The sequence below is a fragment of the Fodinibius roseus genome (assembly GCF_900129315.1).
In the GTDB taxonomy this organism is placed as follows: domain Bacteria; phylum Bacteroidota; class Rhodothermia; order Balneolales; family Balneolaceae; genus Fodinibius; species Fodinibius roseus.
In genome coordinates this window covers 23,107-44,503 of sequence record NZ_FQUS01000004.1, presented here as the reverse complement: position 1 = coordinate 44,503, position 21,397 = coordinate 23,107, and the positions used below count along the sequence as shown (strand labels likewise).

Below are 21,397 nucleotides of genomic sequence, written 5' to 3'. Positions count from 1 at the left end.
TTCTGGAGTGCGATAAACCTTGAGTTCCGTGGATCGAAACACATTCTACCATGGTCTTCCCGATATATGCAAAAGTCATGCTAAGTGAGGTAAGAGTGACTCACACGGGCCTGACTGCCCTCAATGACTTCATATGGCGCAGCATCTCATTGATAAAAACACTTTGCTGTTTGGCGATACCTCTCAGATCGCTGGGGTTTCCCTTCACCAGCATATAAGCACAAGCCAGCTCGGATATTTTCCAATCTTTAAAAATTAAATTCTGTGGAGTGCAGCGATATACCGCGTAAAAATGACCATCTGTCGATATATGCAGTGTATGAAATATTGCAAGCGCATGTTGAATTAACTCCTCCACTGCATTCAGATTTTTTTCCTTATTTACTCCCAGAAAATCACTGGCATAATAATGACAATTATTTTCCATCACAATGTTGGAAAACCGCCTGATCTCTTCAGAAGTAAAATTCTTATTTTGTATAGGCAAATTCTTTTCCATTGCTGATTGTACTATCTGCGACTCTGGTGAAAGTCGCAATTCAGATTAACCCGGTAATTTTTTTTGAAATGTCAGTATCAGACTTCAACTTCTCTGGAGCTAAATATTTTTTAAACCACAATCCTGCTATATGTGCAGCTTTATTAAGTTTATCTGGTTCTTCAAAAAGATGGGAGGCGCCGGACACCACGGCTAACTGCTTTTTTACGTTCAGCTTTGACAGGGCTTTCTGGTTTATTTTGACAATGTTAAAATCAAGTTCGCCTGCAATTAACAGTGTAGGACAACGCACCTCCGCAAGTTCTGCTTTTACTAAATCCAGCCGTCCACTAATAGAGACAACAGCCTTAATCGTGTCCCCCAGTTCCGACGCTGCCTTCAGTGCAGCCGCTGCCCCGGTTCCGCTGCCGAAATAGCCCAGATTAAATGAATGATAGTCAGAATGGTTGTGCAGCCATTGGGTAGAAGTGAGCAATCCTCTGCTGAGGAAGGCAATATCTATGGATTCTTCCGGGATATCTTCATGGTTGTCCAGCGTATCAAAAATCAGCGTTCCAAACCCTTCCTGCTGGAATGCAAGAGCCAACCGATGCACATGGGGCATTAATATAGATCGTCCGTGCCCGTGTGAAAAAATAATCAGGTTTTGTGCCTTGACAGGTAAGGTAAGTTTCCCCTGTACATGATAACCATCAAATGGAAGCTGCATAGAGATTCCATACATAACACCACCTCTGAATTTAAGTTCTTAAGATCATATTATAAGCTATTTGTTCCTCGGCTATTTCTATGTAGGTTTTATCAAAAAGAAAATGTAGGGGAAAATCTGTCAGAAAAACTTGTAATTAAATTGCTTTAAAGTGTTATTCTCAATGTAAGACCATAATTATTATGGCCTTGGGTCCAGCTCATAATTGGTAAAGAAATTAAAAAAGCTATCAAACATGTTTTCTTCATTTTACTCTCCTAAAAGCTGTGTTCTCCATATTATTTGCCAATTATTTTCCTGTTTTCGGAAAACCAGGATTTCAGTGTTGCTTTCATCAAATTTTGTGTCATCCATTTCATATTTTATCCGGTATGTAAAGTATCCAATGGCTGTATCTTCAACCAGTTCAACAAACAGATCAGTAATCTTATAATCGGTTATTTTGGCATCCTCAATAAAAAGCAGATAGTTTTCCAACACATTATCCACTCCCATAATCCGATTATTGGTTCCTGCTTCAATCATTACCACATGGTCGTAAAAATAACGATCCAAATTTTCCCCCTCATTATCCATCCAGTCTTCCATGAGATGATTGATAATTCTTTCAACTTCTTTTATATGAGTTTTCTTTGCTCGTTCTGTCATTTGTTTATAGATTTCTTATTTTTATTCTTTTGCCACTTCTTTTTCCAGATTAGTCAGAAACCCGTTTACCTGATTCCAATCAGTGTATTCCGTATCCTTTGACGTATCGGTACTTCCCCCGCTTTTCTGGGCAATCATTCGCATAATGAACTTTTTAAAAAAGTTATACTTTGTGTAGCGAAGCGCGCCGGCTACCTGTTCCACAATGGTCGGGCTCCATCCACTTTTCTCTAAAAAATTATTGGAAATTTCCCTGAGCTCTCGTTGGCTTTGGGGATCATCATGAACAGCCGCCAAACTTACCGATAAGAAACCCGTGGGCATTTTATTTAAGGATTCGCGATGTTCCTGCACGTAGTGTTCAACAGAATTTTGGTATTTTTCAGCATGAAGCGAAGCCCCGATAATAGCCGCGTCAAAGCTATTGGGATTTACATCGGGGCCGGTGGCATCCACAATCGTAACCTGATGGCCGTCACCTGTGGCTTTGTCGCGCAGATAGTTGCAAATTTTCCTCGTTTGTCCTTCCGTTGTACCGTACACAATGAGCAATTTCATGACGAATCGAATAGTTGGTTGTCAGACTAATCTGTTTATAGTTAACGTAGGTGTCTTTTTGCTGATAAAGTAGAAGGATAAATAGATGATCAGGGTAGGCATTTTCCCTACAATAGCGTTGGCAAGCAGCAGAATTATGTGGGGTAGACGCCGAACTAACTTCACAGTGTAGTATTAAAACAGGCAGCCTGCAGGGAATAAGACTACAATTCCATTGGGAAATCACACGGGTACGGCGGATGATAAATTTTTGTACCCTGTGGTTGAAGCTTAATCTTTATGAAAAAATGATTCGCTCTTTTGAGTAGAAAAGGTCGGCTGTACATGATTCCGGGTTTTTGAGATGGGGCCGAATAGACGGAGCCTGATATTTTAGATAACGATAAATTCATAAAACATGATGATACTGATACACCGAAATTCAATCTTCCTGCTGGTTGCGGTCATGCTTTTTTTGCTTTTTTTCAACCAAAATGAATCCGTAGCCTCTTATGCTATTTCACCTCCGGAAAAGTCGGAAATCAGATCAGAAATAATCCACACGTTTTCGGATACGGTGAAAATCAAGGACTACTTCAAGGAGATGGAAGACATCGTAAAACAGTATAACTCCCTGCTCGCTTATCCCGTCTCGGAGCATCTGATCGTCCGTAATAACTCCTGGGTGATCGATTCGCTGGCCGCCACCGATTATTATCGTTTAAAGGATCGGGGCATTACCAGCCGGAACATCAGGGAACTCACCATTTTCAAACCGGGCAATACTCTGGTTATTCCCGATTCCGCAGAGGCAGATAGTCTGAATCGGCTTTTTGAGCAGACCTGGCTGGACATTAATCTTCCTGAATTTAAACTCCGGATCCGGCAGCGTAACAGCACAATTTATGAGTTTCCGGTACGCATCGGCCGCGATGAACACAAGTACCTGGCCATGGCCGGCAGGGTAGTGGACCTTCGCACTCATACCGGAGAGGGAACTATTGTACAGCATAGCAAAGATCCGGATTTTATCAATCCCAGTAACAACCATGTCTACCACGTCACTCGCCGCGACGACGGAGTGGTGACTGACCTGCCCAACGTGCCCTGGCTCGTACCTGAGATCAACGGTGTGCGCTATGGCCAGCTTATCCATCCCACCACCAACCTTGAAACGTTGGGCAAGGCCTACTCGAACGGCTGCATCGGTACCTCGGAGGCGGCCGCCTGGTACATCTATTATTATGCACCAGTAGGCACACGCATTGTTATTCGGTATGATCTCGAGCTTGTCGATGAAAAGGGGGATACCCTGCAGCTGGAAAACGTATACAATCGGTAATCTTTGAAAATTCGAGATTGGTCAGACCTGACTGCTTATTCATCCTGTTGGTCGAAATGACCCGGCGGAAATTGTATCGACCAGATGCCCCGTAGCTCTCCCATCTCAAAGCCGGTGGCCTCATCCTCGGGATACAGCTCCTGGATGGTCTTTAAATCCGATTGCGCTATATCCGTTCCGGGACTGCCGTGGCAGTTCAGGCACAATTGGCCGGGAATGCGAATGGGGGCGTGATAAGTGATGGTGTTGCCCCGCGCGTAGGTAACCGGTTTTAACTCACCGCCTTGTTCTATTTTTCGTATGTATTCTTTTATGGTTTCCATTTCCAGCGAATCGGCACGGTTGACGGGATTTCTGGGCTGGTGAGAGGCCCTGCGAAGTTTGATTCCGTAATGAGCGGCAAGGGAATCGGTAAGGGGCATTGCCCTGACATTGCAGAATTCCAGCGCGTTTTTCACGCCACCCTCCTTCACAGCCTGCTGTAAATTGCGGCTTAACGTCTGGAAGGCTGCCCCCGAGATTTCCTGTCCCGCTGAGACGACGGCTGTTGTGTCTATTTCGGCCTCAATATCCATACGTTCACTTTCGGATGGGCGACTGTCATCTTGAGGGCCGCAGCCCACCAGCAGAACGAAAAAGAGGAGAAGAGTAAAGCGCATAAAAGGATAGTTTTTTTAGTTTACACTAATCGAAGTCTTTGCAAAACCGTTCTTTTGGCCAAGGCCGGCATTATCGGTCGGTTGAAATCCTCACATATAGGCAATATGCTGCGAGGGCAACCTCCCCGGGGCCTTGGCTATGAACAAAATCCTGGTTTTTCTAAGACTTCTAATTGCAAAATACACTGGAAAACCTTTTTGGGTTTACGGCAAAAGATGAAATAGATGTAGTCTTAATCCTTACATTTACATTTCCCAGATCTCATTCACGGGCAGGTTGTAGTTTTGACACCATTCCCGTACAGCGTCTTTATTGCCATACCGGGTCACGAGTACGAAGTCCGTGTCCCATTGCTTATAGCCCAGCGCAATGATTTTTTGGAGCGGCTGTCTTATTCTGTTCAGGTCCTTTGGATTGTCTTCGATAAATTCAAAATAATAAATTACCCCGTTTTTTTTGGCCATCAGCGGTGGTATATATCCCAACTCAGTCATGACTATTTCATGAACTTCGGGGTCCGGAAATGCTGTATTGCTGCGAATGCGGATATCGGAAAAATTGAGATGTCTCAGTAATTTTGTGAGATTGTTGGCTAATTCAAGCTGGGTGTCTTTATATGTCATGGGCCAAGTATCTTCTGTTTTATACAGTCAAATCACCATGGGAACCTCTGTAAAACCGTTCTTTTGGCCGCTCTCTGTATTTTCGCGCATTCAACATACTCACAGATGCTTTATATACTGTGGTTTTGTATACACTCAAGGCTTTGATATTGTCTTATATCCCTGTTTTTTCAAAGTTTCTTATAGTACAATTTTGCACTTTCAGTTTTCTCTATACTATTTTAATGTTATTGAAATAACAATATGTATTCAAGGTAATTATCAGAAAGCCGGTTGCCATAAAACGCCCTCCTAATCCCTTCAATGTTAAGCGGGAATCCCTTACCTCTTCGTAAAAACAACATGCCTATATTTACTACAAGATAATTATAATTATTACACTCAAAATGGGAGGTAAAGATGATTAGTTTAAGCGCAACAGCTATTTTTTGGTTTATAGCACTGGGATTACTGGTTGGTTTACTCTACGGGCTCATTGTCAAAAGAGAAGGAGTGACAGTCCCCGCTAATATATTCTGGGGCGTCATTGCGTCGGTTTTGACCGGTTCGCTTGGTATCTTGTTGGATTTCGGTGATGGACTGTTATTCGCCTTCGTTTATACGATTGCTTTCTTATTTATTGTGAATGTATTTCATCAGCACCACGAAGAAGACAAATATGGTAATATCAAGCCGCGAATCAAGGTGGAATAAACGAAAGGAGAAGTCATATTTATTATTACAATTTTATTGCCGTATAAAGAATTGTGGATAATTAATATAGACCCTGAAACTGGCAATGAAGGAGAGATTGTTTTAATAATTTTAATTTTTTTGTGCGAGAATGTGCCCGGGTGAGGCAGACAGGTTGTAAAAATCATTCACAGCCGGGAGGAGTCCCTTTTTTGCTATTAGGTAAGATTACGATTTATTTCGTGTACTTATTAACTGAAATGAAAGATTTCGGTGAGCTTAAACTAACACCTAAGCGGAATAAAAAAAGCCCCTGCGTGTTACTGCAGGGACCCTTGCCCTCAAGAGAATAAAATGAAATCGCCCTCAGTAGAATATAAAAATAACTAATGAAGCCGTTGGTTTCCTTTCGCCGGCATGGTCCGGATCAAGTTCGAGGGGTCTGATCTCAGTCCCAACTCTTGTTTGGGACACCCCCAACCGCTGGCTTCGTGTTGATCACCTTCCGGCGATCAACAAAAAACCCGAGCACTCTCTTTAAACCCTTCAGTTATAAAAGGGATTTATCGAGAAGCCTGAGGTAAATTTTCTGGCTTGCCTACGTTTACACCAAGGTATACCCGTAAGCAGTGCTCTTTTTTAAGAATTCTTAACTTCTCAATCATTACGTCAATGTTTCTATATATAATATAACTCCATGTATGCTTCTTGTTTGTAGGAAAAATATGGAATGGGTTGTGGGGGTTTCCCTGTAAACCACCCTTCTTACTTCGTATTAACGAGCTTAGATTTATAGAGCGAATGGTTAATTTATTCCTATAGTTACAGGATCTGAAAATTCGCATAAATCATATGATTTTGTTGATTGCCGGATCAGGGACTCTGGTATAAAAAACCTTCCCTCCGGGAGAAATAAAGTAACGCTGTAATACCATTCGAGCCATTCTTCTGCTGTTAACGAATCGTATGATTCCACGAAGCGTAAGTTTAAGATTGATACTTCTATTTTTTTGATATTATTATTTTTTAAAAAATGAAAGATTTCCACAAGATTACCCACAAACAACGCATGTCCATGGTGTACATTCTTATTCCATACAGAAAATGTCAGGTTATTGACTTCTTTTGGTATTTCATATTGATAAATTTTATTCATGGTCAAGCCCCTGCTCTTTTGCTTCAATGCTATACCGGGTATGGGGAACCGACTCCAGGCGGCCTTTTGCTATGGGGTTTCCCGTAGCTTTACAGATACCATAAGTCCCGTCTTCAATTCGCTGGAGCGCATCGTTGATCTGGTTAATGTACTTTCGGGTTCGCTCCAGGAACTGGTAATTCAACTGCTTTTCTTCCGTATCGGAGCCAAAATCTCCCATGTGATGCGCAATAGAGGACTGATCCGCATCATCGGCCTCATTTAAATTGGAGATGTTCTCTTCAACTTGCGCTTCCTGCTGCTCCGCTTCCCTGCGTTTTTCCAGTAGAAGTTCCTTAAAGTACTGAAGGGTTTGCTCGTCAAATGGTGAGTTGATCGTTTTTGTCGTTTCCATAATGTAACCTCATTCCTGTTTGAGTAATTGTCTGTTTTATGGTAAGAACCTCAATTACCAGCTGCCGGGATATAGTAAATTAATCTATAAATGGTGTAGTGTTATTTCTTACATCCTGTCCTGAAGAGCCCGTCAATTTCTCAAACTTCGCACCATTTACTTTGAGTCTGTAAACCTGGACCGGATTCCGTCCCTTTTCATAAAAGAAGTCCAACCATTGGCCTCAAAAGGCCCCGGAATCTGATTGATTCAAAGCGTCTGACCTACCCCACGCGATCCACGAATCCGCAGGTTCCGAAAGGGAAACGGTTCCTGTTGATTTACTTTCTTCCTGTAGGGTATTCGCCCTCATTACAGACCGGAATCCGCCTGTAAACAGGTGATGCGCGCTTTTGAGATTATGACGTTAACATAATTTCAATTTTAAAATAACCTGCTGTTATGGCTATCAGGGAAATACAAAAAAAAGAATGGGGTAATTATTTCAATTCATTTTCTAAAAATTTTTTAAAAGATAAGCAGCCGGAGTACGCTGAAATACGGATATTAGCGGACTCGATGGGAATGCAACCTGAAACAAACTGGTTACTTTTAAAAGGGATTACCTATGATGACAAATCCGATTTGCTGGAGATCCAGCTGGAAAAACTAAACCGGTTAATTCACCATCCTGAGAAAATATATGTTGATGACGATGATCAGGGCTGGATGCTCAGTTTTGAGGTAATTCAGCCTGACGGCACCAAAAACATCATCGAATTGCGCTAATAAACATCGATTATGGCTCCAGAGTCCACATTAATGTTTCAGGCTGATCTGTTGAAACAGGATGCGAAAGAACTGTCCCGAAGGCATTCTTTTACCTACCGGAATAAGGATATTCTGCCCGTGAAGCCACGGCTGGAGGAAGCCCGGGAGATTTTGACAAAGGCCTACAAGGTTCTGGCTACCTCGGTTAAGCAGAACAAAGATATTACGCCGGCCGCGGAATGGCTGATCGATAATTTTTACATCATCCAGGAACAGATTGTTCAGGTAGAGAATGATTTTCCCATCGGTTACCAGCGCAATCTGCCTCACCTGTCTTCCGGATCGAACAGCGGGATGCCCCGGGTTTATGATCTGGTACAAAACCTGTCCCTCCATACTGATAATGTTATTGATATCGAAGATCTGACCCGGTATGTCCAGAGTTACCAGGAGGAGCTGCCGCTCCGGGTCGGGGAACTCTGGGCCATCCCTGTCATGGTGCGCCTGGTGCTCATCCGGCATTTGGCACTAAAAGCGAACCGGATACTCGAAAGGCGGGATATCCGGTCGGATATCCAGGATCTTGTTACCCGGCTGTTGGAGCAGGATACCGACGAGCCGGGAAGCGTGTTGCGCCGGGTTATTGAATGGCTGGACGGGCGAAGGGATTCATATGATGACCGGCTTCATTATGTTGAACTCGCTCACCAGCTGCAGGGAGCGGGACTGATATCCGAAGAGGAGAAGAAGTGGTTCGAGTACCGGCTGCGCTCCCATAATACCACACTTAATGAAGCCCTCAGAGACGAAGCCCAGCGGCAGTCCAAACTGCAGGTCAGTATCCGGAATGCCATTCTTTCCATGAGGGAGGCCTCCGAAACAAAGTGGCAGGAATTTGTGGAAGAGTGTTCCATTGTAGACCAGATCCTGCAGCTGGACCCGATGGAGGCCTTTACAGATATGGACTCGGGGACGAAGAATCAGTACAGGAGTACCGTCGAGCGGTTGGCCCGCCACTCAGGGTTCACCGAGAAGCAGGTAGCTGAAGAAGTGCTTGTGCTTACCGAAAGCCAAATCAATCACTCCGGCCGGGACGCCAATGATATTTTTGAGGATTACTCAGTGTTGAAAAAGCATGTGGGCTACTACCTGCTGGGGGAAGGCTATGACGAGCTGACCCGGCGTATCGAATACGATATGCCGCTGGGCGAACGCATCCGAAAAAAATTAGAGGAGATAGCAGGATATTATATTGGCTTTATAGCTGCATTTACTCTTTTTTTACTGGCGGTTCTCTGGGTCGCTACCGATGCCATAAGTTCATCGCTGTTGGTCTCTTTGAGCGTGCTGTTGGTAGGATTCTTTCCCGCCCTTGAACTTTCGATTTCAGTCATAAATCGCTTTTTTGTCTTTTCGCTGCCACCGCATATCCTGCCCAAAATGAAGATTAAAGAGGGGGTACCGGATCAGGCCCGCACCCTCATCGTGGTGCCGACGCTTGTGGATTCACCCGGGGAGGTGGAACACCAGCTGGAGAAACTGGAAATTACCTCGCTGGCCAACCCCGATCCGGGACTGCAGTTTGTCTTGCTCTCCGATTTCACGGACGCCGACCGGGAGCATATGCCGGGAGATGAACGTATTCTTGAAAAAGCCGAACGTGAGATAAACAGACTGAACAGGAAATATTCCTCCCGTTACGGTGACAAGTTCTTTGTGCTGCACCGCCCGCGAAAGTGGAATCCTTCGGAGGACCAATGGATGGGATGGGAACGAAAACGCGGGAAGCTGGAAAAACTGAATAAACTGCTGTGTAATCCCTCAGAAGGCTCTTCATTTTCATATATGATGGGGAATTTTATCGATTCCATCCGGGAAAAGCCCGTCCGGTTCGTTTTAACCCTGGATGCCGATACCCGAACCCCTCCCGACAGTATCATTGACCTGGTTCGGGTCGCTTCCCACCCGTTGAACAGAGCCTGGTACGACAGCGAAAAAGATCGCATTACCAAAGGATACGGTATTATCCAGCCGCGGATATCCATTCCGCCGGACGCTGCAAACAAGTCGCTGTTTGCACGGATATTTTCCGGCAATGTGGGCATAGATCCCTATACCACCGCGGTGTCGGATATCTACCAGGACCTGTTGGGGGAGGCGATTTTCACGGGAAAAGGGATTTATGACGTGCGCGCTTTTCATACCGTGCTTGACGACCGGTTCCCGGAGAACAGGATACTCTCGCATGATCTGATTGAAAGTAATTATGTCCGTGCGGCACTGAGCACGGATATTGAACTCTTTGATGAGTATCCGACAAATTACGCCAGTTATTGTAAAAGAAATCACCGGTGGACACGCGGTGACTGGCAGATTGCGCGATGGCTCTTTCGAAGCGTGCCCGGACCCGATGGAACCACAAATAATCAGGCTAACCTGTTGTCGCGCTGGAAAATTTTTGACAATCTGCGGCGGTCGCTCAACCCGTTCTTCCTTACCCTCTTTTTCGTGACCGGGTGGTTTTGGCTGCCGGGATCGGCCCTGATATGGACGCTGGCAGCCTTCGGTATTCTTGCTTTTCCCATTTACGTGAGCTTTTCAACGGACATATTCAATCGTCCGGCCCGCATCAAATGGAAGCTTTATTTTGAAAAGGTCCGGGCGAACCTGAAAATCAATACTGTCCAGGCTGTTTCAACGCTGGCTATCCTGCCGCACCAGGCTGCTCTCCAACTGGATGCTATTGCCCGTACATTGTGGCGGCTGTCGGTGGCCCGGAAACGATTGCTGGAATGGACCTCCGCTTCGCAGGCGGAAAAGCTTAGTACCAATGACCTCAGCTCCTATTTCCGTTCGATGATGGTGTCGGTTATCCTGGGGACAGGTATTTTAGTGCTCGGCATCTTCATTGATCCTGCTGATCTTTGGATTATTATCCCGTTTTCCCTGTTGTGGATAACCTCGCCCTTTTTTGCCAACTATTTCAGCACCACCGGCCGAAAGAAAAAAAGCGAATTTTCGGAAGAGGACAAAAAAACACTGCGGAGCTATGCCCGGCGGACCTGGTTTTATTTCGAGCGACTGGTCAGCGACGAGTATTCCTGGCTTCCGCCGGATAATGACCAGGAAGATCCCGAGCTGCCGCCGGTAGCCCGTACCTCACCGACCAATATCGGACTGACGCTGGTCTCCACGCAGGCAGCCTATGAAATGGGGTATATTACCCTGAGCGAGCTCTTGACGCGGCTGGAGAATACCCTGCACTCACTTCTGCAGCTGGAACGCTACAAAGGGCACTTTTACAACTGGTACGAAATTAATTTGGGCGAGGCTTTGAGTCCCAAATACATATCCACCGTGGACTCGGGGAACCTGGCAGCGGGACTCATTGTCATCCGGCAGGCGGTTGGCCGGCTTATGAAAAAGCAAAATCCCAATGGCGCTTTCCGGGATGGACTGGAGGATACGCTTGAAACCCTGAGAACCATTGTCACGGACCTGCAGGAGGAGGTTGAAAACGGGGAGGAGGTTTGCAGGGAGATGAAAACCTGCCTGGACAGGATGTCGGACCTTTTGAACCGCGAAGATCCAACCACTATTTCAGGCAACCTCCGGTTATTGGACGATTTGAAAGAATCGGCCTGTACCTTGTGCGGACAAAATGTGATGAAACTTCGCGGATCGCTGGGAGATCAGCGGGTGGATGACCTGCTTTACTGGATGGAAAGTCCCCTGAGACAGATAAAAAGCTATAAAAATGAGTTGCAGCAGCTGGAGAAATCCGTTCCGGACGATGCCCTGCAATCTTCCCCCGATGAGTGGTTAAAGCACCTCGAGATCGAAAGGGAGAGGGGAAGACCAGAAGACAATAGTGCCTGGCAGCTGCTGAAAAACTGGAACAATCAAATTCAGTCCATCCGCGAGATCAGCGAGCGGCTGGTCTCCGAGATGGATTTCCGGTTTCTGTATGAAAAGAAAAGCGGCCTGTTCAGTATCGGCTATAATGTAGAGAAAGCAGAGCTTGACGAAGGAACCTACGACCTGCTGGCCAGCGAGGCCCGCATCGCTTCCCTGATTGCCATTGCCAAGGGCGATGTTCACTCGGAACACTGGTTCCGGCTGAGCCGTCGCCTGACCAGCCGTAACCAGCATGAGTTTCTGCTTTCCTGGGGAGGCACGACTTTTGAATACCTGATGCCCCATTTGTTTCAAAAATCATACCCCAACACCCTGCTGAGCCATACCTATGGACATATCGTGGACCTGCAGCAGGAGTATGCCGAAAAATTCAACCGTCCCTGGGGGTTCTCCGAGAGTGCCTATAACAGCCTCAACATGGATCTGAACTACCAGTACCGGGCCTTCGGGGTACCCGGACTGGGCCTGAAAAGGGGGCTGGCCGAGGATTTCGTGGTGGCGCCCTACGCCTCGATATTGTCTCTGATGGTAGCTCCTGAAAAATCAATGGACAACCTGTTGGAACTTGAAAAAATAGGGGCATTGGGACTGAAGGGATTTTATGATGCCGTTGATTTTACGCCGGATCACCTGGCGAAGTCGGAATCCTACAAGGTGGTAAAAACGTATATGGTACACCATCACGGGATGAGTTTTATGGCTCTTTTGAACGTGCTGCATGACTGGTCGATTCATCGCTACTTTCACGCCGATCCCCAGATTAAAGCCTGCGAACTCCTGCTGCAGGAGCGTATTCCACGCGGTATTCCGGTCAAGGAACCGTACCCGATTGAGGTAGAGATGGAGCCCGGCGAGCAGCACAGCGTGACCTATACGGTGGATCACGCCGGAATAAACAACCTGGACGACGCCCCCCCGCGGCTGCACCTGCTGTCAAATGGCCGGTTCCATTCGTTCGTAAGTCATGCCGGCACCGGGTGCTCCCACTATGGTGATATCAGGCTCACCGGCTGGAAGCCCGATGCTACGGAAGACCCGCTGGGCCCCTTTATCTATATCAAAGACCGTGAAACCGATCGTTACTGGTCGGCCTTTCACCAGCCGGTAAAACGGAAGCCCGATCGTTATGATACCTGGTTTCACAACGGCAAGGTACAGACCTCAAGAGTGGATGAATGGATTGAAACCACAACGGAAGTATGTGTCTCCCCGGAAAACCCTATTGAGCTCAGAAAGGTTACGCTCACTAACTATTCCGACCGTAAAAGAACCCTTGAGCTTACCAGCTATGCCGAAATCGTGCTCAATGGGGCGGCGGACCATCAGTCGCATCCGGCCTTCTCAAAGTTGTTCCTGCAAACCGACTACCTGGCCGACCATCACGGGATTCTTGCCTGGCGCAGGCCCCGTAATGCCGGGGAAGACCCCCTGTGGATGGTTCATATGGTGGCAAGCCACGACCTGGAGAACCTGGAGGAACCACTGCAGTTTGAGACCGAGCGGGCTAACTTTATAGGACGGGGACGATCGCTGAAAAATCCCCGGGCCATGGATTCCGGGTACAGGCTCAGCGGTTCCATCGGAAATGTGCTGGATCCCATACTCAGCCTGCGCCGGTCGGTAACACTGGGGCCGGGCGAAAAGATGCAGGTTACCTTCGGGACCGGCTGGGCCGGGAGCCGGGAGGAAGCGGAAGACCTTGCCGATATGTTTGACAATCCGCATGCGGTGGAACGCTCTTTTGAGCTGGCCTCTATTTATAATACGGTGGAGCTGGATCATATTGGAGTAACCAGCAACGAGTTTCAGTATTTCCAGAAGCTGGCGGGGTATATGCTGTACAGCGATACCCGATTCAGGGCCGCCCCGGAAGTCCTTGCTCAAAATCGCCGACAGCAGTCCGGTTTGTGGGCATATGGGATTTCAGGGGATCATCCGATTATTGTTTTCCGGGTTAGCAAGACCGACCAGTTAAAGTCCATGAAAAAGATGCTGAAGGGACATCTTCTTTGGAAGCATCGCGGGCTGCGGGCTGATTTGGTGATCATCAATGATCATCCCCCGAGTTATGCCGACGAGCTGCAGGAAGGCATTCAGCAGGCGATAGAAGCCTCTCACAGCAGCCACCGGGGACATGGTGAGGGGGAGGTGTTTACGCTGCGCTCCGATCGTCTTTCACAGGAGGACTTAACCCTTATGTTGACCGTTGCTTCGGTCGTATTCAAAGGCACTCTCCCCCGGGTGGAGATACTTGACTCCGGTCATTCTGAAGAGGTAAACTCATTCAGCGAAAACCACCAGTCCCAACTCTACCGGCCGGCTTCACTTGCTGGAAAAAAACCTGAAGGACAGGAAGCGGCTGAAAACGACCTGCAGTTTTTTAACGGTTACGGGGGATTTTCCGACGAAAATCGTGAATATCGTATCATCGCAGAGCCGGATGTCGTGAAGGGAACCGTGCGGTACCCGCCGGCCCCCTGGATCAACGTCATTGCCAATTCGAATTTCGGATTCCTGGCTACCGAAAGCGGGGCCGGATACACCTGGAGTGAAAACAGCCGGGAAAACAAGCTGACTTCCTGGTCCAACGACCCGGTGCTTGATCCGCCTGCAGAGGCCTTTTACATCCGTGATGAAGATGAAAAGGTGTACTGGTCCCCCACGCCGGCGCCCGTGCCCGGTCAACATCGCTATGTGGTATCACACGGATTCGGATATACGAGATATGAGCATTCCTCGTACGACATCGAATCCGAGCTGCTTCAGTTTGTCCCTGAAAACGATCCGGTTAAGGTTTCAAGGCTGACCATACGCAACAAAAGCGACGTACAAAGAACTCTTTCCCTGTTCCGTTATCAGGAGTGGGTGCTGGGGATCAACAGGGAAGATTCCGCCCGGTTTATCATCCAGGAAGCGGACCGGGATGAGTATGCCATCTATGCGCGAAACCATTACAACAACGAATTTGCCGGGCGGATCGCTTTCGCTTCCGTGTCAACAGCGTCAAAGGAGGCGGGGGATGCCGAGGTCTCCTTTTCCACCGACCGGCAGCAATTCATCGGCCGGAACGCTTCCCTGGAAAGGCCGTCCGCCGTTGCCGGAGAAGCTGACCTGGATGACAGCGTCAATACGGGCGGGGATCCCTGTGCCGCCTTTCAGGCCAGGCTGGTGATGGAGCCGGGCGAAGAAATAGAATGGATCGTGGTCATGGGAGAAGCCAAAGACACCGAAGAAGCGAAAAAACTCGTGCGGAAGTACCGGCAGACTCAGGAGGTGAACCACGCATTTCGGGATATAACGGCCTTCTGGGAAGAGCGGCTGAGGCGCATCCGCATAGAGACGCCCGATTCCTCTCTTAATCAAATGATGAACGGCTGGCTTATGTATCAGAACATCGCCTGCCGTATGCTTTCGCGCACGGGATTCTACCAGGCCGGCGGGGCGTACGGATTTCGCGATCAGCTGCAGGACGCCATGACAGCCCTGTATGTCGATCCCCAAATGACGCGGGATCAAATTTTACTGCATGCGTCCCGGCAGTTCCCGGAGGGTGATGTACAGCACTGGTGGCATCCCCCGACAGGCAGAGGGGTTCGGACCAAAATATCGGATGACAGGCTCTGGCTTCCCTATGTGGTCAATTTTTACATCGAGTCGACCGGTGACGAGGAAATTTTGGAGGAGCAAATTCCATACCTTGAAGCACGGGAACTGGAGGAGCACGAACACGAGGTTTACCTGCAGCCGCAACAGTCAACCAAAAAGGCGTCTCTATATGAACACTGCATCAGAGCCATCGAGGTGACCCTGAACACCGGCCGGCACGGCCTGCCGCTTATGGGCACCGGCGACTGGAATGACGGGATGAACCGGGTCGGGGATGAGGGGAAGGGGGAGAGCGTATGGCTGGGGTTCTTCCTTCACATCGTCCTGGAGGAGTTCACGGAGTACTGCGAAAAACAGGGAGAGAAGGAACGGGCCAGGCGTTACCAGGCGGAGGCCCGCAAGCTGTCGAAACATCTCAACAAGGAGGGATGGGACGGCGCGTGGTACCTGCGGGCGTTCTATGACGACGGCACGCCGCTGGGATCCGCCCTGAATGAGGAGGGACGGATAGATGCCATAGCACAATCCTGGTCTGTTATATCGGGGGTGGCCCCAAAAGCGAAAAAGCAAAAGGCTCTTGAGGCCCTGGAAACACACTTGGTTTCAAAAGAGGATCGCATCATCCGCCTGCTCACCCCGCCCTTTGATCAGACGGATCAAAACCCGGGCTATATTAAGGGCTATATCCCGGGCGTTCGGGAGAATGGGGGACAATATACCCATGCTGCGGTTTGGGCGATAAAAGCGTTTGCCGAGAGCGGCTGGGGTGATAAGGCCGTCGAGTACTTGCACATGATAAATCCGGTGAACCATGCAATCTCCCCGGAACAGGTGTCACAGTACAAGGTTGAGCCTTATGTGGTGGCGGCTGATGTCTATGGCGAACCACCGCTTACCGGTCGGGGCGGGTGGACCTGGTACACCGGGTCGGCCGGGTGGATGTACCGGGTGGCCCTGGAATCGATTCTGGGCATTCGAATTAAAGAGCATGTCATGACGATCCGGCCGGCGATTTCCTCCGAATGGGAGTCTTACTGCCTGGAATGGAGACTGCGAGACGGGGAGACCGTTTACCGGCTGGAGATCAACAATCCCGATGAACTGCAAAGCGGGGGACTTGAAGGAACGGTTGACGGGGAGCCGGTTCGTTTTCCCGAAGGGGAAGCCCGGATACCACTGGAAAACGATAACCAAGAGCATTCCGTCTCACTGCGGCTTATCAGGCGCTGAACCGGTCCGCATTGCTCATCCGTCAGCCCAGCGGATTTGAAATGAGGAAGTACGCCGCCCGTAATCTTATTTCTTTGGAAAGCAAAAATGCGGCATCGCCTCTCATATACTGCCGGAAAAAGGTGTGGACCTCATAACGAGCTGCTGAAAAAAAGAGAAATTATTCAGTCTAAAAAAGGCTGATATTTCTGCTTGTCCAGGCAGGGAAAATATGTAATACATTCCCTCACATGTTATCCCCCGAAGACCGTACAAAAAGTGACGGCACCAGATCATATAATTTAAGTTCAATAAGCAATCATCCGACGTCCGTCTCGTAAACGGCCTCGGATAAACAGCCGGGAAAGGTTTTACAGGGTATGGATGCGGAACCCTGCCGGCTGCATGTGGATTATATAAATAGGAAGCGTTGCTGCCACGGAATATTGAACGTGTAGCAGGCAGCGCGGTATAGTAAAAGAAGAAGGAGTTTGTTATGGAAAAGATGAAAGTGCTTGTCCTCGATAACGATATAGTAGTCCGGCAGGCCATTGCAGGGATACTGAGCCGGGAATCCGATGTAGTGGTCCGGGTCAGCGGAGAGCTAACCCAAAGCGAACAGCTGGTTAATGAGGAAAATCCCGATGTTGTTTTGCTGGATATTGAAGATTCCGCGCCGGATGGATTCACCATTTTTAATACCCTCCGGGTGCGTTTTCCAAAGCTGCCGGTAGTGGTTATCAGCTCCCGTTCGGAGGGGGGAGCCCAGGCTGCGCTCTATGCGCTTCGCAAGGGAGCGGTTGACGTTATTACCAAGCCGGAAAAAAGCAATGCTCTTTTATTCGCCACCCGCCATCTTGCCAAGCGCCTGCCCCCGATGATACAGGGGATAAAGCGTGTGGTTGGCAGCGATGCTCTCGACGGGTGGACGGCGGGAAAAAAGGAGGCCCGGTCCCTGGTTGACACAGAAGAGCAACCGGAAAAAGAAAAGGCCTGGATGAACAGAGGGCCGGTCAGGCTGATTGTCATAGGGGGCAGTATGGGGGGACCGAAGGCACTGAATGATATTCTCAGGAAGCTTCCGGCCGATTTTCCCGTTCCGGTTGTGGCCGTTCAGCACTTGCCTAAGTTTTATACCCGTGCCCTGGCTCGGCTGTTAAAAGAGGGCTCCCCTCTGGCTGTCAGGGAAGCGCTTGAGGAGTCGGCGCTGACGCCGGGAACGGCCTTACTGGCCTCCGGAGGTCGCCATTGTGAGATTGCGCAGAGGGGCAACCGGCCGTTTGTTAAAGTCCATCGCGGTCCCAGGGAAAATGGGGACCGTCCCTCTATCGATGTCCTTTTCCGGTCTGCGGCGAGATTATACGGGAGGGACGTACTGGGTATTATTTTAAGTGGAAACGGCGTTGACGGGCTGTCTGGCGCCCGTGCGATCCGGGAGGGAGGGGGACGTGTCATTATTCAGGATCCGGGGGATGCGGTGGTGGATGATCTTCCGTTGTCTGTGATGGGAGAAGGGTTGGCCGATCACTATTATCCGGCAGAACAGATCAGTCGCCAGCTGCTAAAGCATGTTCTACAGCCCCTGGGAAACCGGAAAATGAAAGGATATGAGCACGTGAATCTTTTTAACAGGGATCAAGAGTACTTCAGGAACGTATGACGAATCGATATTCTCAAGAGATATTATGAGCAGCCCGCATTCCCTTAAAAAGCCTGAAAATGCATGGGCCGCTGAGGCAGGCAAGGTGCTAAAGGCGTTGGAAAGTGAACAGGAGAGCGGGCTTTCCGGCGCGGAAGTGCAAAAGCGCCTCAAACAATACGGTCAGAACCAGCTTCGGGAGCATGAGACGAAGAGTCTGTGGCAAATTCTTGTCGAGCAGGTCAAAAGTCTGATCATCCTGTTGCTGGCTGTAGCTGCGCTGGTATCCTTTCTGTACCGGGAAATACTGGAAGGCTGGGCCATCGCGATTGTCATCGTCATTAATACGGGCATAGGATTTTTTACCGAGCTGAGAGCCGTCCGGTCGATGGAGGCCCTGTTCAAGCTCGGCAGGGTAGAGACCAGGGTGCGCAGGGACGGGGAGGTCATGAAGGTGGACGCCCGGGACCTGGTCCCGGGCGATATCATCCTGGTGGAGGGGGGCGACATCATCACGGCCGACATACGTATCCTCGCCTCCTCAAAGCTGCAGGCCGACGAGTCGGCCCTGACCGGCGAGAGCATGCCGGTGGGGAAAACCCCTGAGCCGGTTGACGAAGATACGGTTCTGGGGGAACGCACGTCCATGCTCTATAAGGGGACCGCCATCACCCGGGGCTCGGGAGAAGGAGTGGTCGTGTCCACGGGACAGCAAACGGAACTGGGACATATTTCGTCGCTGGTCGAGGAGGCCGAAGAGGAGCAGACGCCGCTGGAAGAACGGCTTGACCGGCTGGGTTACCGGCTGATTCTGCTGACGCTTGCGATAACGGCCTTTATATCGGTAAGCGGTGTGCTGTCGGGCAAGGAGATGTTTCTGATGATCCAGACCGGTATCGCGCTCGCCGTGGCCGCCATCCCGGAAGGACTGCCTATAGTAGCCACGATTGCCCTGGCCAAGGGCATGCGTATCATGGCCCGCAAGAATGCCCTCATCAACCGGCTTTCGTCCGTCGAAACGCTGGGGGCGACGGAGATTATTTTTTCGGACAAGACGGGAACACTAACCGAGAACCAAATGAGTGTTACGCGGCTTTTTCTTTCGGAACGTGAGATAGACGTCGGATCGGATTTTTCCGGGCATATCGGGGACGGGGACACGGACGATGAAGATATAAGGCTGGCGCTGGAGACGGGGGCGTTTTGCAATAACGCCACGTATGCGGGGGATGGGGGGCCTGGCACAAACACTGAAACCGATACCGATACAGACGGAGCCGGAGATGAAGAGGGCAGTGGAGGAAACAGCGGGGATCCCCTCGAAATAGCGCTGCTGGAAGCCGCGAATCTTGCCGGTATTGAACGGAAAGAGCTCCTGGAGCAGTATCCCGAAGTTCGGGAAGAGGCCTTTGATCCCGAGGTTAAAATGATGGCCACCTGGAATGAGATGGAGCCGGGCCGGTACCGGGTTTCAGTCAAAGGGGCTCCCGGTACGGTGCTCGAGCATTGCAACTCCTATCTGACAAACGGGCAGCAGCGTTCCCTGTCCGGGGAAGAGCGGGAAAAATGGGAATCGATGAACGAAAAGCTTGCCGCCGACGGCTTGCGGGTACTGGCCCTGGCTTATCGGGAGGCGGATACGGCCGATGGTGATCCCTATGAAAACCTGGTGTTTATCGGGATGGTCGGGCTGCTGGATCCGCCGAGGGGTGATGTCAGGGAGGCAATGGAAGCCTGCAGGAAAGCGGGAATCCGCGTCGTGATGGTGACGGGCGATCAACCCCATACGGCCGAATATATTGCTAAATCGGTGGGATTGGTTACCGCAGAAGAGGGACAGGAGGCGGAAGTGATTCACGGGAGCGACCTGCCGTCCCCGCAGGAGCTTGAATCGTCGCAACAGGATACCGATCAGATTTTGTCTGCCAGCATCTTTGCCCGCATCAGCCCCCGGCAGAAACTCGACCTGATCGAGTTATACCAGAAGAAGGGTCATATTGTGGGTATGACCGGCGACGGGGTGAATGATGCCCCCGCTCTCAAGAAAGCGGATATAGGCATCGCGATGGGCAAGCGCGGCACCCAGGTGGCCCGAGAAGCGTCGGATATGGTTTTGACGGACGACGCCTTCGCCACTATCGTTACGGCTATTGAACAGGGTCGTGTTATTTTTACGAATATACGGCGGTTTGTATATTATCTTCTGTCCTGTAATGTCAGCGAAGTGTTGGTGGTGGGACTGGCTTCCCTGCTGGGGGCGCCTTTGCCGATATTGCCGTTGCAAATACTTTTTTTGAACCTGGTAACGGACGTTTTCCCGGCTCTGGCACTCGGCGTCGGTGAAGGAACGCAGGGGGCGATGCAGCAGCCACCCCGTAAAATGGGTGAACCGATCCTGAACCGGCAGCACTGGATCGGCATTGGTGGTTATGGCCTTGTGATCACAACGGTGGTTCTCGGAGCCCTGTTCACCGGTCTGTACTGGCTGGAACTTCCCGAGCGTGAAGCCGTAACGCTCAGCTTTTTAACCCTCGCTCTTGCCCAGCTCTGGCACGTATTCAACATGCGGGACAGCAACAGCGGTTTTGTGGACAATTCGGTTGTGCGGAACAGATGGGTATGGAGGGCTATTGTCCTGTGCCTGGCGCTGATATTCGGGGCCCTTTATGCCGGACCGGTTGCCGAGGTGATGCAGCTGTCGCCGCCGACCGGGGAGGGCTGGCTGGTGGTCGCGGTCATGAGTTTTATTCCCCTGTTGGTGGGGCAACTCCAAAAGGTCTGGGCCGGAAGAAGCCGGGAGGGAAGAGAATGATGTTAAAAAACAGGAATACGGAGGCCAGAGTACAGGATATTATGGAGAAGGAGTTTAACCCGGTTCAAATCGATGATAAATTGACCGAAATATACCGGAAAGTGCGCTCCAATAATAAAACCTTCTTTCCCGTTATAGAGGGAAAGAAGCTGGCAGGTGCGATAGATATGAACAATATCAGTGAATTTATCACCTTCCGGGCTCCGCTTGATTACTGATGCGG

General features: G+C 49.6%; 15 protein-coding genes and 1 riboswitch. Of the genes, 7 read left to right on the top strand and 8 right to left on the bottom strand.

Annotation, left to right across the window (positions count from 1 at the left end):
- Window positions 1–100 precede the first annotated feature (100 nt).
- From BUB16_RS04630 to hemG, 4 genes are all read right to left on the bottom strand, one after another.
- The gene (locus tag BUB16_RS04630) at window positions 101–499 is read right to left on the bottom strand and encodes a hypothetical protein (protein WP_073060002.1); all 399 of its coding nucleotides are present in this window, start codon (window positions 497–499) and stop codon (window positions 101–103) included.
- 40 nt (window positions 500–539) lie between these two features.
- Window positions 540–1,223, bottom strand: coding sequence for a dienelactone hydrolase family protein (locus BUB16_RS04625; protein WP_073060001.1), 684 nt, complete (start codon window positions 1,221–1,223; stop codon window positions 540–542).
- Window positions 1,224–1,457: 234 nt separating this feature from the next.
- Window positions 1,458–1,856: a YybH family protein gene (locus BUB16_RS04620; protein ID WP_073059999.1), complete on the bottom strand. Its 399-nt coding sequence runs from the start codon at window positions 1,854–1,856 to the stop codon at window positions 1,458–1,460.
- A 21-nt stretch (window positions 1,857–1,877) separates the two neighbouring features.
- A complete protein-coding gene (hemG, locus tag BUB16_RS04615; RefSeq protein ID WP_073059997.1) occupies window positions 1,878–2,414 on the bottom strand; it encodes a menaquinone-dependent protoporphyrinogen IX dehydrogenase in 537 nt (178 codons plus the stop codon).
- A gap of 397 nt (window positions 2,415–2,811) precedes the next feature.
- On the opposite strand from hemG, the gene BUB16_RS04610 reads away from it, so the two are divergent.
- The gene (locus BUB16_RS04610; protein ID WP_084088034.1) at window positions 2,812–3,735 is read left to right on the top strand and encodes a L,D-transpeptidase; all 924 of its coding nucleotides are present in this window, start codon (window positions 2,812–2,814) and stop codon (window positions 3,733–3,735) included.
- Between the two features lie 35 nt (window positions 3,736–3,770).
- On the opposite strand, the gene BUB16_RS04605 is transcribed toward BUB16_RS04610, so the two are convergent.
- Both BUB16_RS04605 and BUB16_RS04600 read right to left on the bottom strand, forming a co-directional pair.
- A complete protein-coding gene (locus BUB16_RS04605; protein ID WP_073059995.1) occupies window positions 3,771–4,394 on the bottom strand; it encodes a Tll0287-like domain-containing protein in 624 nt (207 codons plus the stop codon).
- Between the two features lie 246 nt (window positions 4,395–4,640).
- Window positions 4,641–5,018, bottom strand: a complete 378-nt coding sequence (locus BUB16_RS04600) for a hypothetical protein (protein ID WP_073059993.1) — start codon at window positions 5,016–5,018, stop codon at window positions 4,641–4,643.
- Window positions 5,019–5,417: 399 nt separating this feature from the next.
- On the opposite strand from BUB16_RS04600, the gene BUB16_RS04595 reads away from it, so the two are divergent.
- Window positions 5,418–5,711, top strand: coding sequence for a hypothetical protein (locus BUB16_RS04595; protein ID WP_073059991.1), 294 nt, complete (start codon window positions 5,418–5,420; stop codon window positions 5,709–5,711).
- Window positions 5,712–6,077: 366 nt separating this feature from the next.
- Window positions 6,078–6,178: riboswitch (TPP riboswitch) on the bottom strand.
- Window positions 6,179–6,495: 317 nt separating this feature from the next.
- Here the strand turns inward: BUB16_RS04595 and BUB16_RS04590 are convergent.
- Together BUB16_RS04590 and BUB16_RS04585 are read right to left on the bottom strand one after the other, a co-directional pair.
- Window positions 6,496–6,846: a hypothetical protein gene (locus BUB16_RS04590; RefSeq protein WP_073059989.1), complete on the bottom strand. Its 351-nt coding sequence runs from the start codon at window positions 6,844–6,846 to the stop codon at window positions 6,496–6,498.
- Entirely contained in the window at window positions 6,839–7,240 is a 402-nt protein-coding gene (locus tag BUB16_RS04585; protein ID WP_073059987.1) for a TraR/DksA family transcriptional regulator, read from the bottom strand. Before BUB16_RS04585 ends, BUB16_RS04590 begins: the two co-directional genes overlap by 8 nt.
- 441 nt (window positions 7,241–7,681) lie before the next feature.
- Here BUB16_RS04585 and BUB16_RS04580 point away from each other — a divergent pair, with 441 nt between their 5' ends.
- The 5 genes from BUB16_RS04580 (at window position 7,682) to BUB16_RS04560 (ending at window position 21,392) form a co-directional block, all read left to right on the top strand.
- Window positions 7,682–8,008, top strand: a complete 327-nt coding sequence (locus tag BUB16_RS04580) for a DUF5335 family protein (RefSeq protein WP_073059986.1) — start codon at window positions 7,682–7,684, stop codon at window positions 8,006–8,008.
- A 12-nt stretch (window positions 8,009–8,020) separates the two neighbouring features.
- Window positions 8,021–16,744 (top strand): glycoside hydrolase family 94 protein, encoded by an 8,724-nt coding sequence (locus BUB16_RS04575; RefSeq protein WP_073059985.1) that lies wholly within the window; start codon window positions 8,021–8,023, stop codon window positions 16,742–16,744.
- A 475-nt stretch (window positions 16,745–17,219) separates the two neighbouring features.
- A complete protein-coding gene (locus BUB16_RS04570; RefSeq protein WP_073059984.1) occupies window positions 17,220–18,383 on the top strand; it encodes a chemotaxis protein CheB in 1,164 nt (387 codons plus the stop codon).
- A gap of 25 nt (window positions 18,384–18,408) precedes the next feature.
- Window positions 18,409–21,174, top strand: a complete 2,766-nt coding sequence (locus tag BUB16_RS04565) for a cation-translocating P-type ATPase (RefSeq protein WP_073059983.1) — start codon at window positions 18,409–18,411, stop codon at window positions 21,172–21,174.
- Window positions 21,171–21,392 (top strand): CBS domain-containing protein, encoded by a 222-nt coding sequence (locus BUB16_RS04560; RefSeq protein ID WP_073059982.1) that lies wholly within the window; start codon window positions 21,171–21,173, stop codon window positions 21,390–21,392. The genes BUB16_RS04565 and BUB16_RS04560 overlap by 4 nt, the downstream gene beginning before the upstream one ends.
- Window positions 21,393–21,397 lie beyond the last annotated feature (5 nt).

Excerpts from the sequence above, each read along its gene's own strand:
- BUB16_RS04630 (WP_073060002.1), bottom strand. The coding sequence starts at position 499 with ATGGAAAAGAATTTGCCTATACAAAATAAGAATTTTACTTCTGAAGAG.
- BUB16_RS04625 (WP_073060001.1), bottom strand. The coding sequence starts at position 1,223 with ATGTATGGAATCTCTATGCAGCTTCCATTTGATGGTTATCATGTACAG.
- BUB16_RS04620 (WP_073059999.1), bottom strand. The coding sequence starts at position 1,856 with ATGACAGAACGAGCAAAGAAAACTCATATAAAAGAAGTTGAAAGAATT.
- hemG (WP_073059997.1), bottom strand. The coding sequence starts at position 2,414 with ATGAAATTGCTCATTGTGTACGGTACAACGGAAGGACAAACGAGGAAA.
- BUB16_RS04610 (WP_084088034.1), top strand. The coding sequence starts at position 2,812 with ATGATGATACTGATACACCGAAATTCAATCTTCCTGCTGGTTGCGGTC.
- BUB16_RS04605 (WP_073059995.1), bottom strand. The coding sequence starts at position 4,394 with ATGCGCTTTACTCTTCTCCTCTTTTTCGTTCTGCTGGTGGGCTGCGGC.
- BUB16_RS04600 (WP_073059993.1), bottom strand. The coding sequence starts at position 5,018 with ATGACATATAAAGACACCCAGCTTGAATTAGCCAACAATCTCACAAAA.
- BUB16_RS04595 (WP_073059991.1), top strand. The coding sequence starts at position 5,418 with ATGATTAGTTTAAGCGCAACAGCTATTTTTTGGTTTATAGCACTGGGA.
- BUB16_RS04590 (WP_073059989.1), bottom strand. The coding sequence starts at position 6,846 with ATGAATAAAATTTATCAATATGAAATACCAAAAGAAGTCAATAACCTG.
- BUB16_RS04585 (WP_073059987.1), bottom strand. The coding sequence starts at position 7,240 with ATGGAAACGACAAAAACGATCAACTCACCATTTGACGAGCAAACCCTT.
- BUB16_RS04580 (WP_073059986.1), top strand. The coding sequence starts at position 7,682 with ATGGCTATCAGGGAAATACAAAAAAAAGAATGGGGTAATTATTTCAAT.
- BUB16_RS04575 (WP_073059985.1), top strand. The coding sequence starts at position 8,021 with ATGGCTCCAGAGTCCACATTAATGTTTCAGGCTGATCTGTTGAAACAG.
- BUB16_RS04570 (WP_073059984.1), top strand. The coding sequence starts at position 17,220 with ATGGAAAAGATGAAAGTGCTTGTCCTCGATAACGATATAGTAGTCCGG.
- BUB16_RS04565 (WP_073059983.1), top strand. The coding sequence starts at position 18,409 with ATGAGCAGCCCGCATTCCCTTAAAAAGCCTGAAAATGCATGGGCCGCT.
- BUB16_RS04560 (WP_073059982.1), top strand. The coding sequence starts at position 21,171 with ATGATGTTAAAAAACAGGAATACGGAGGCCAGAGTACAGGATATTATG.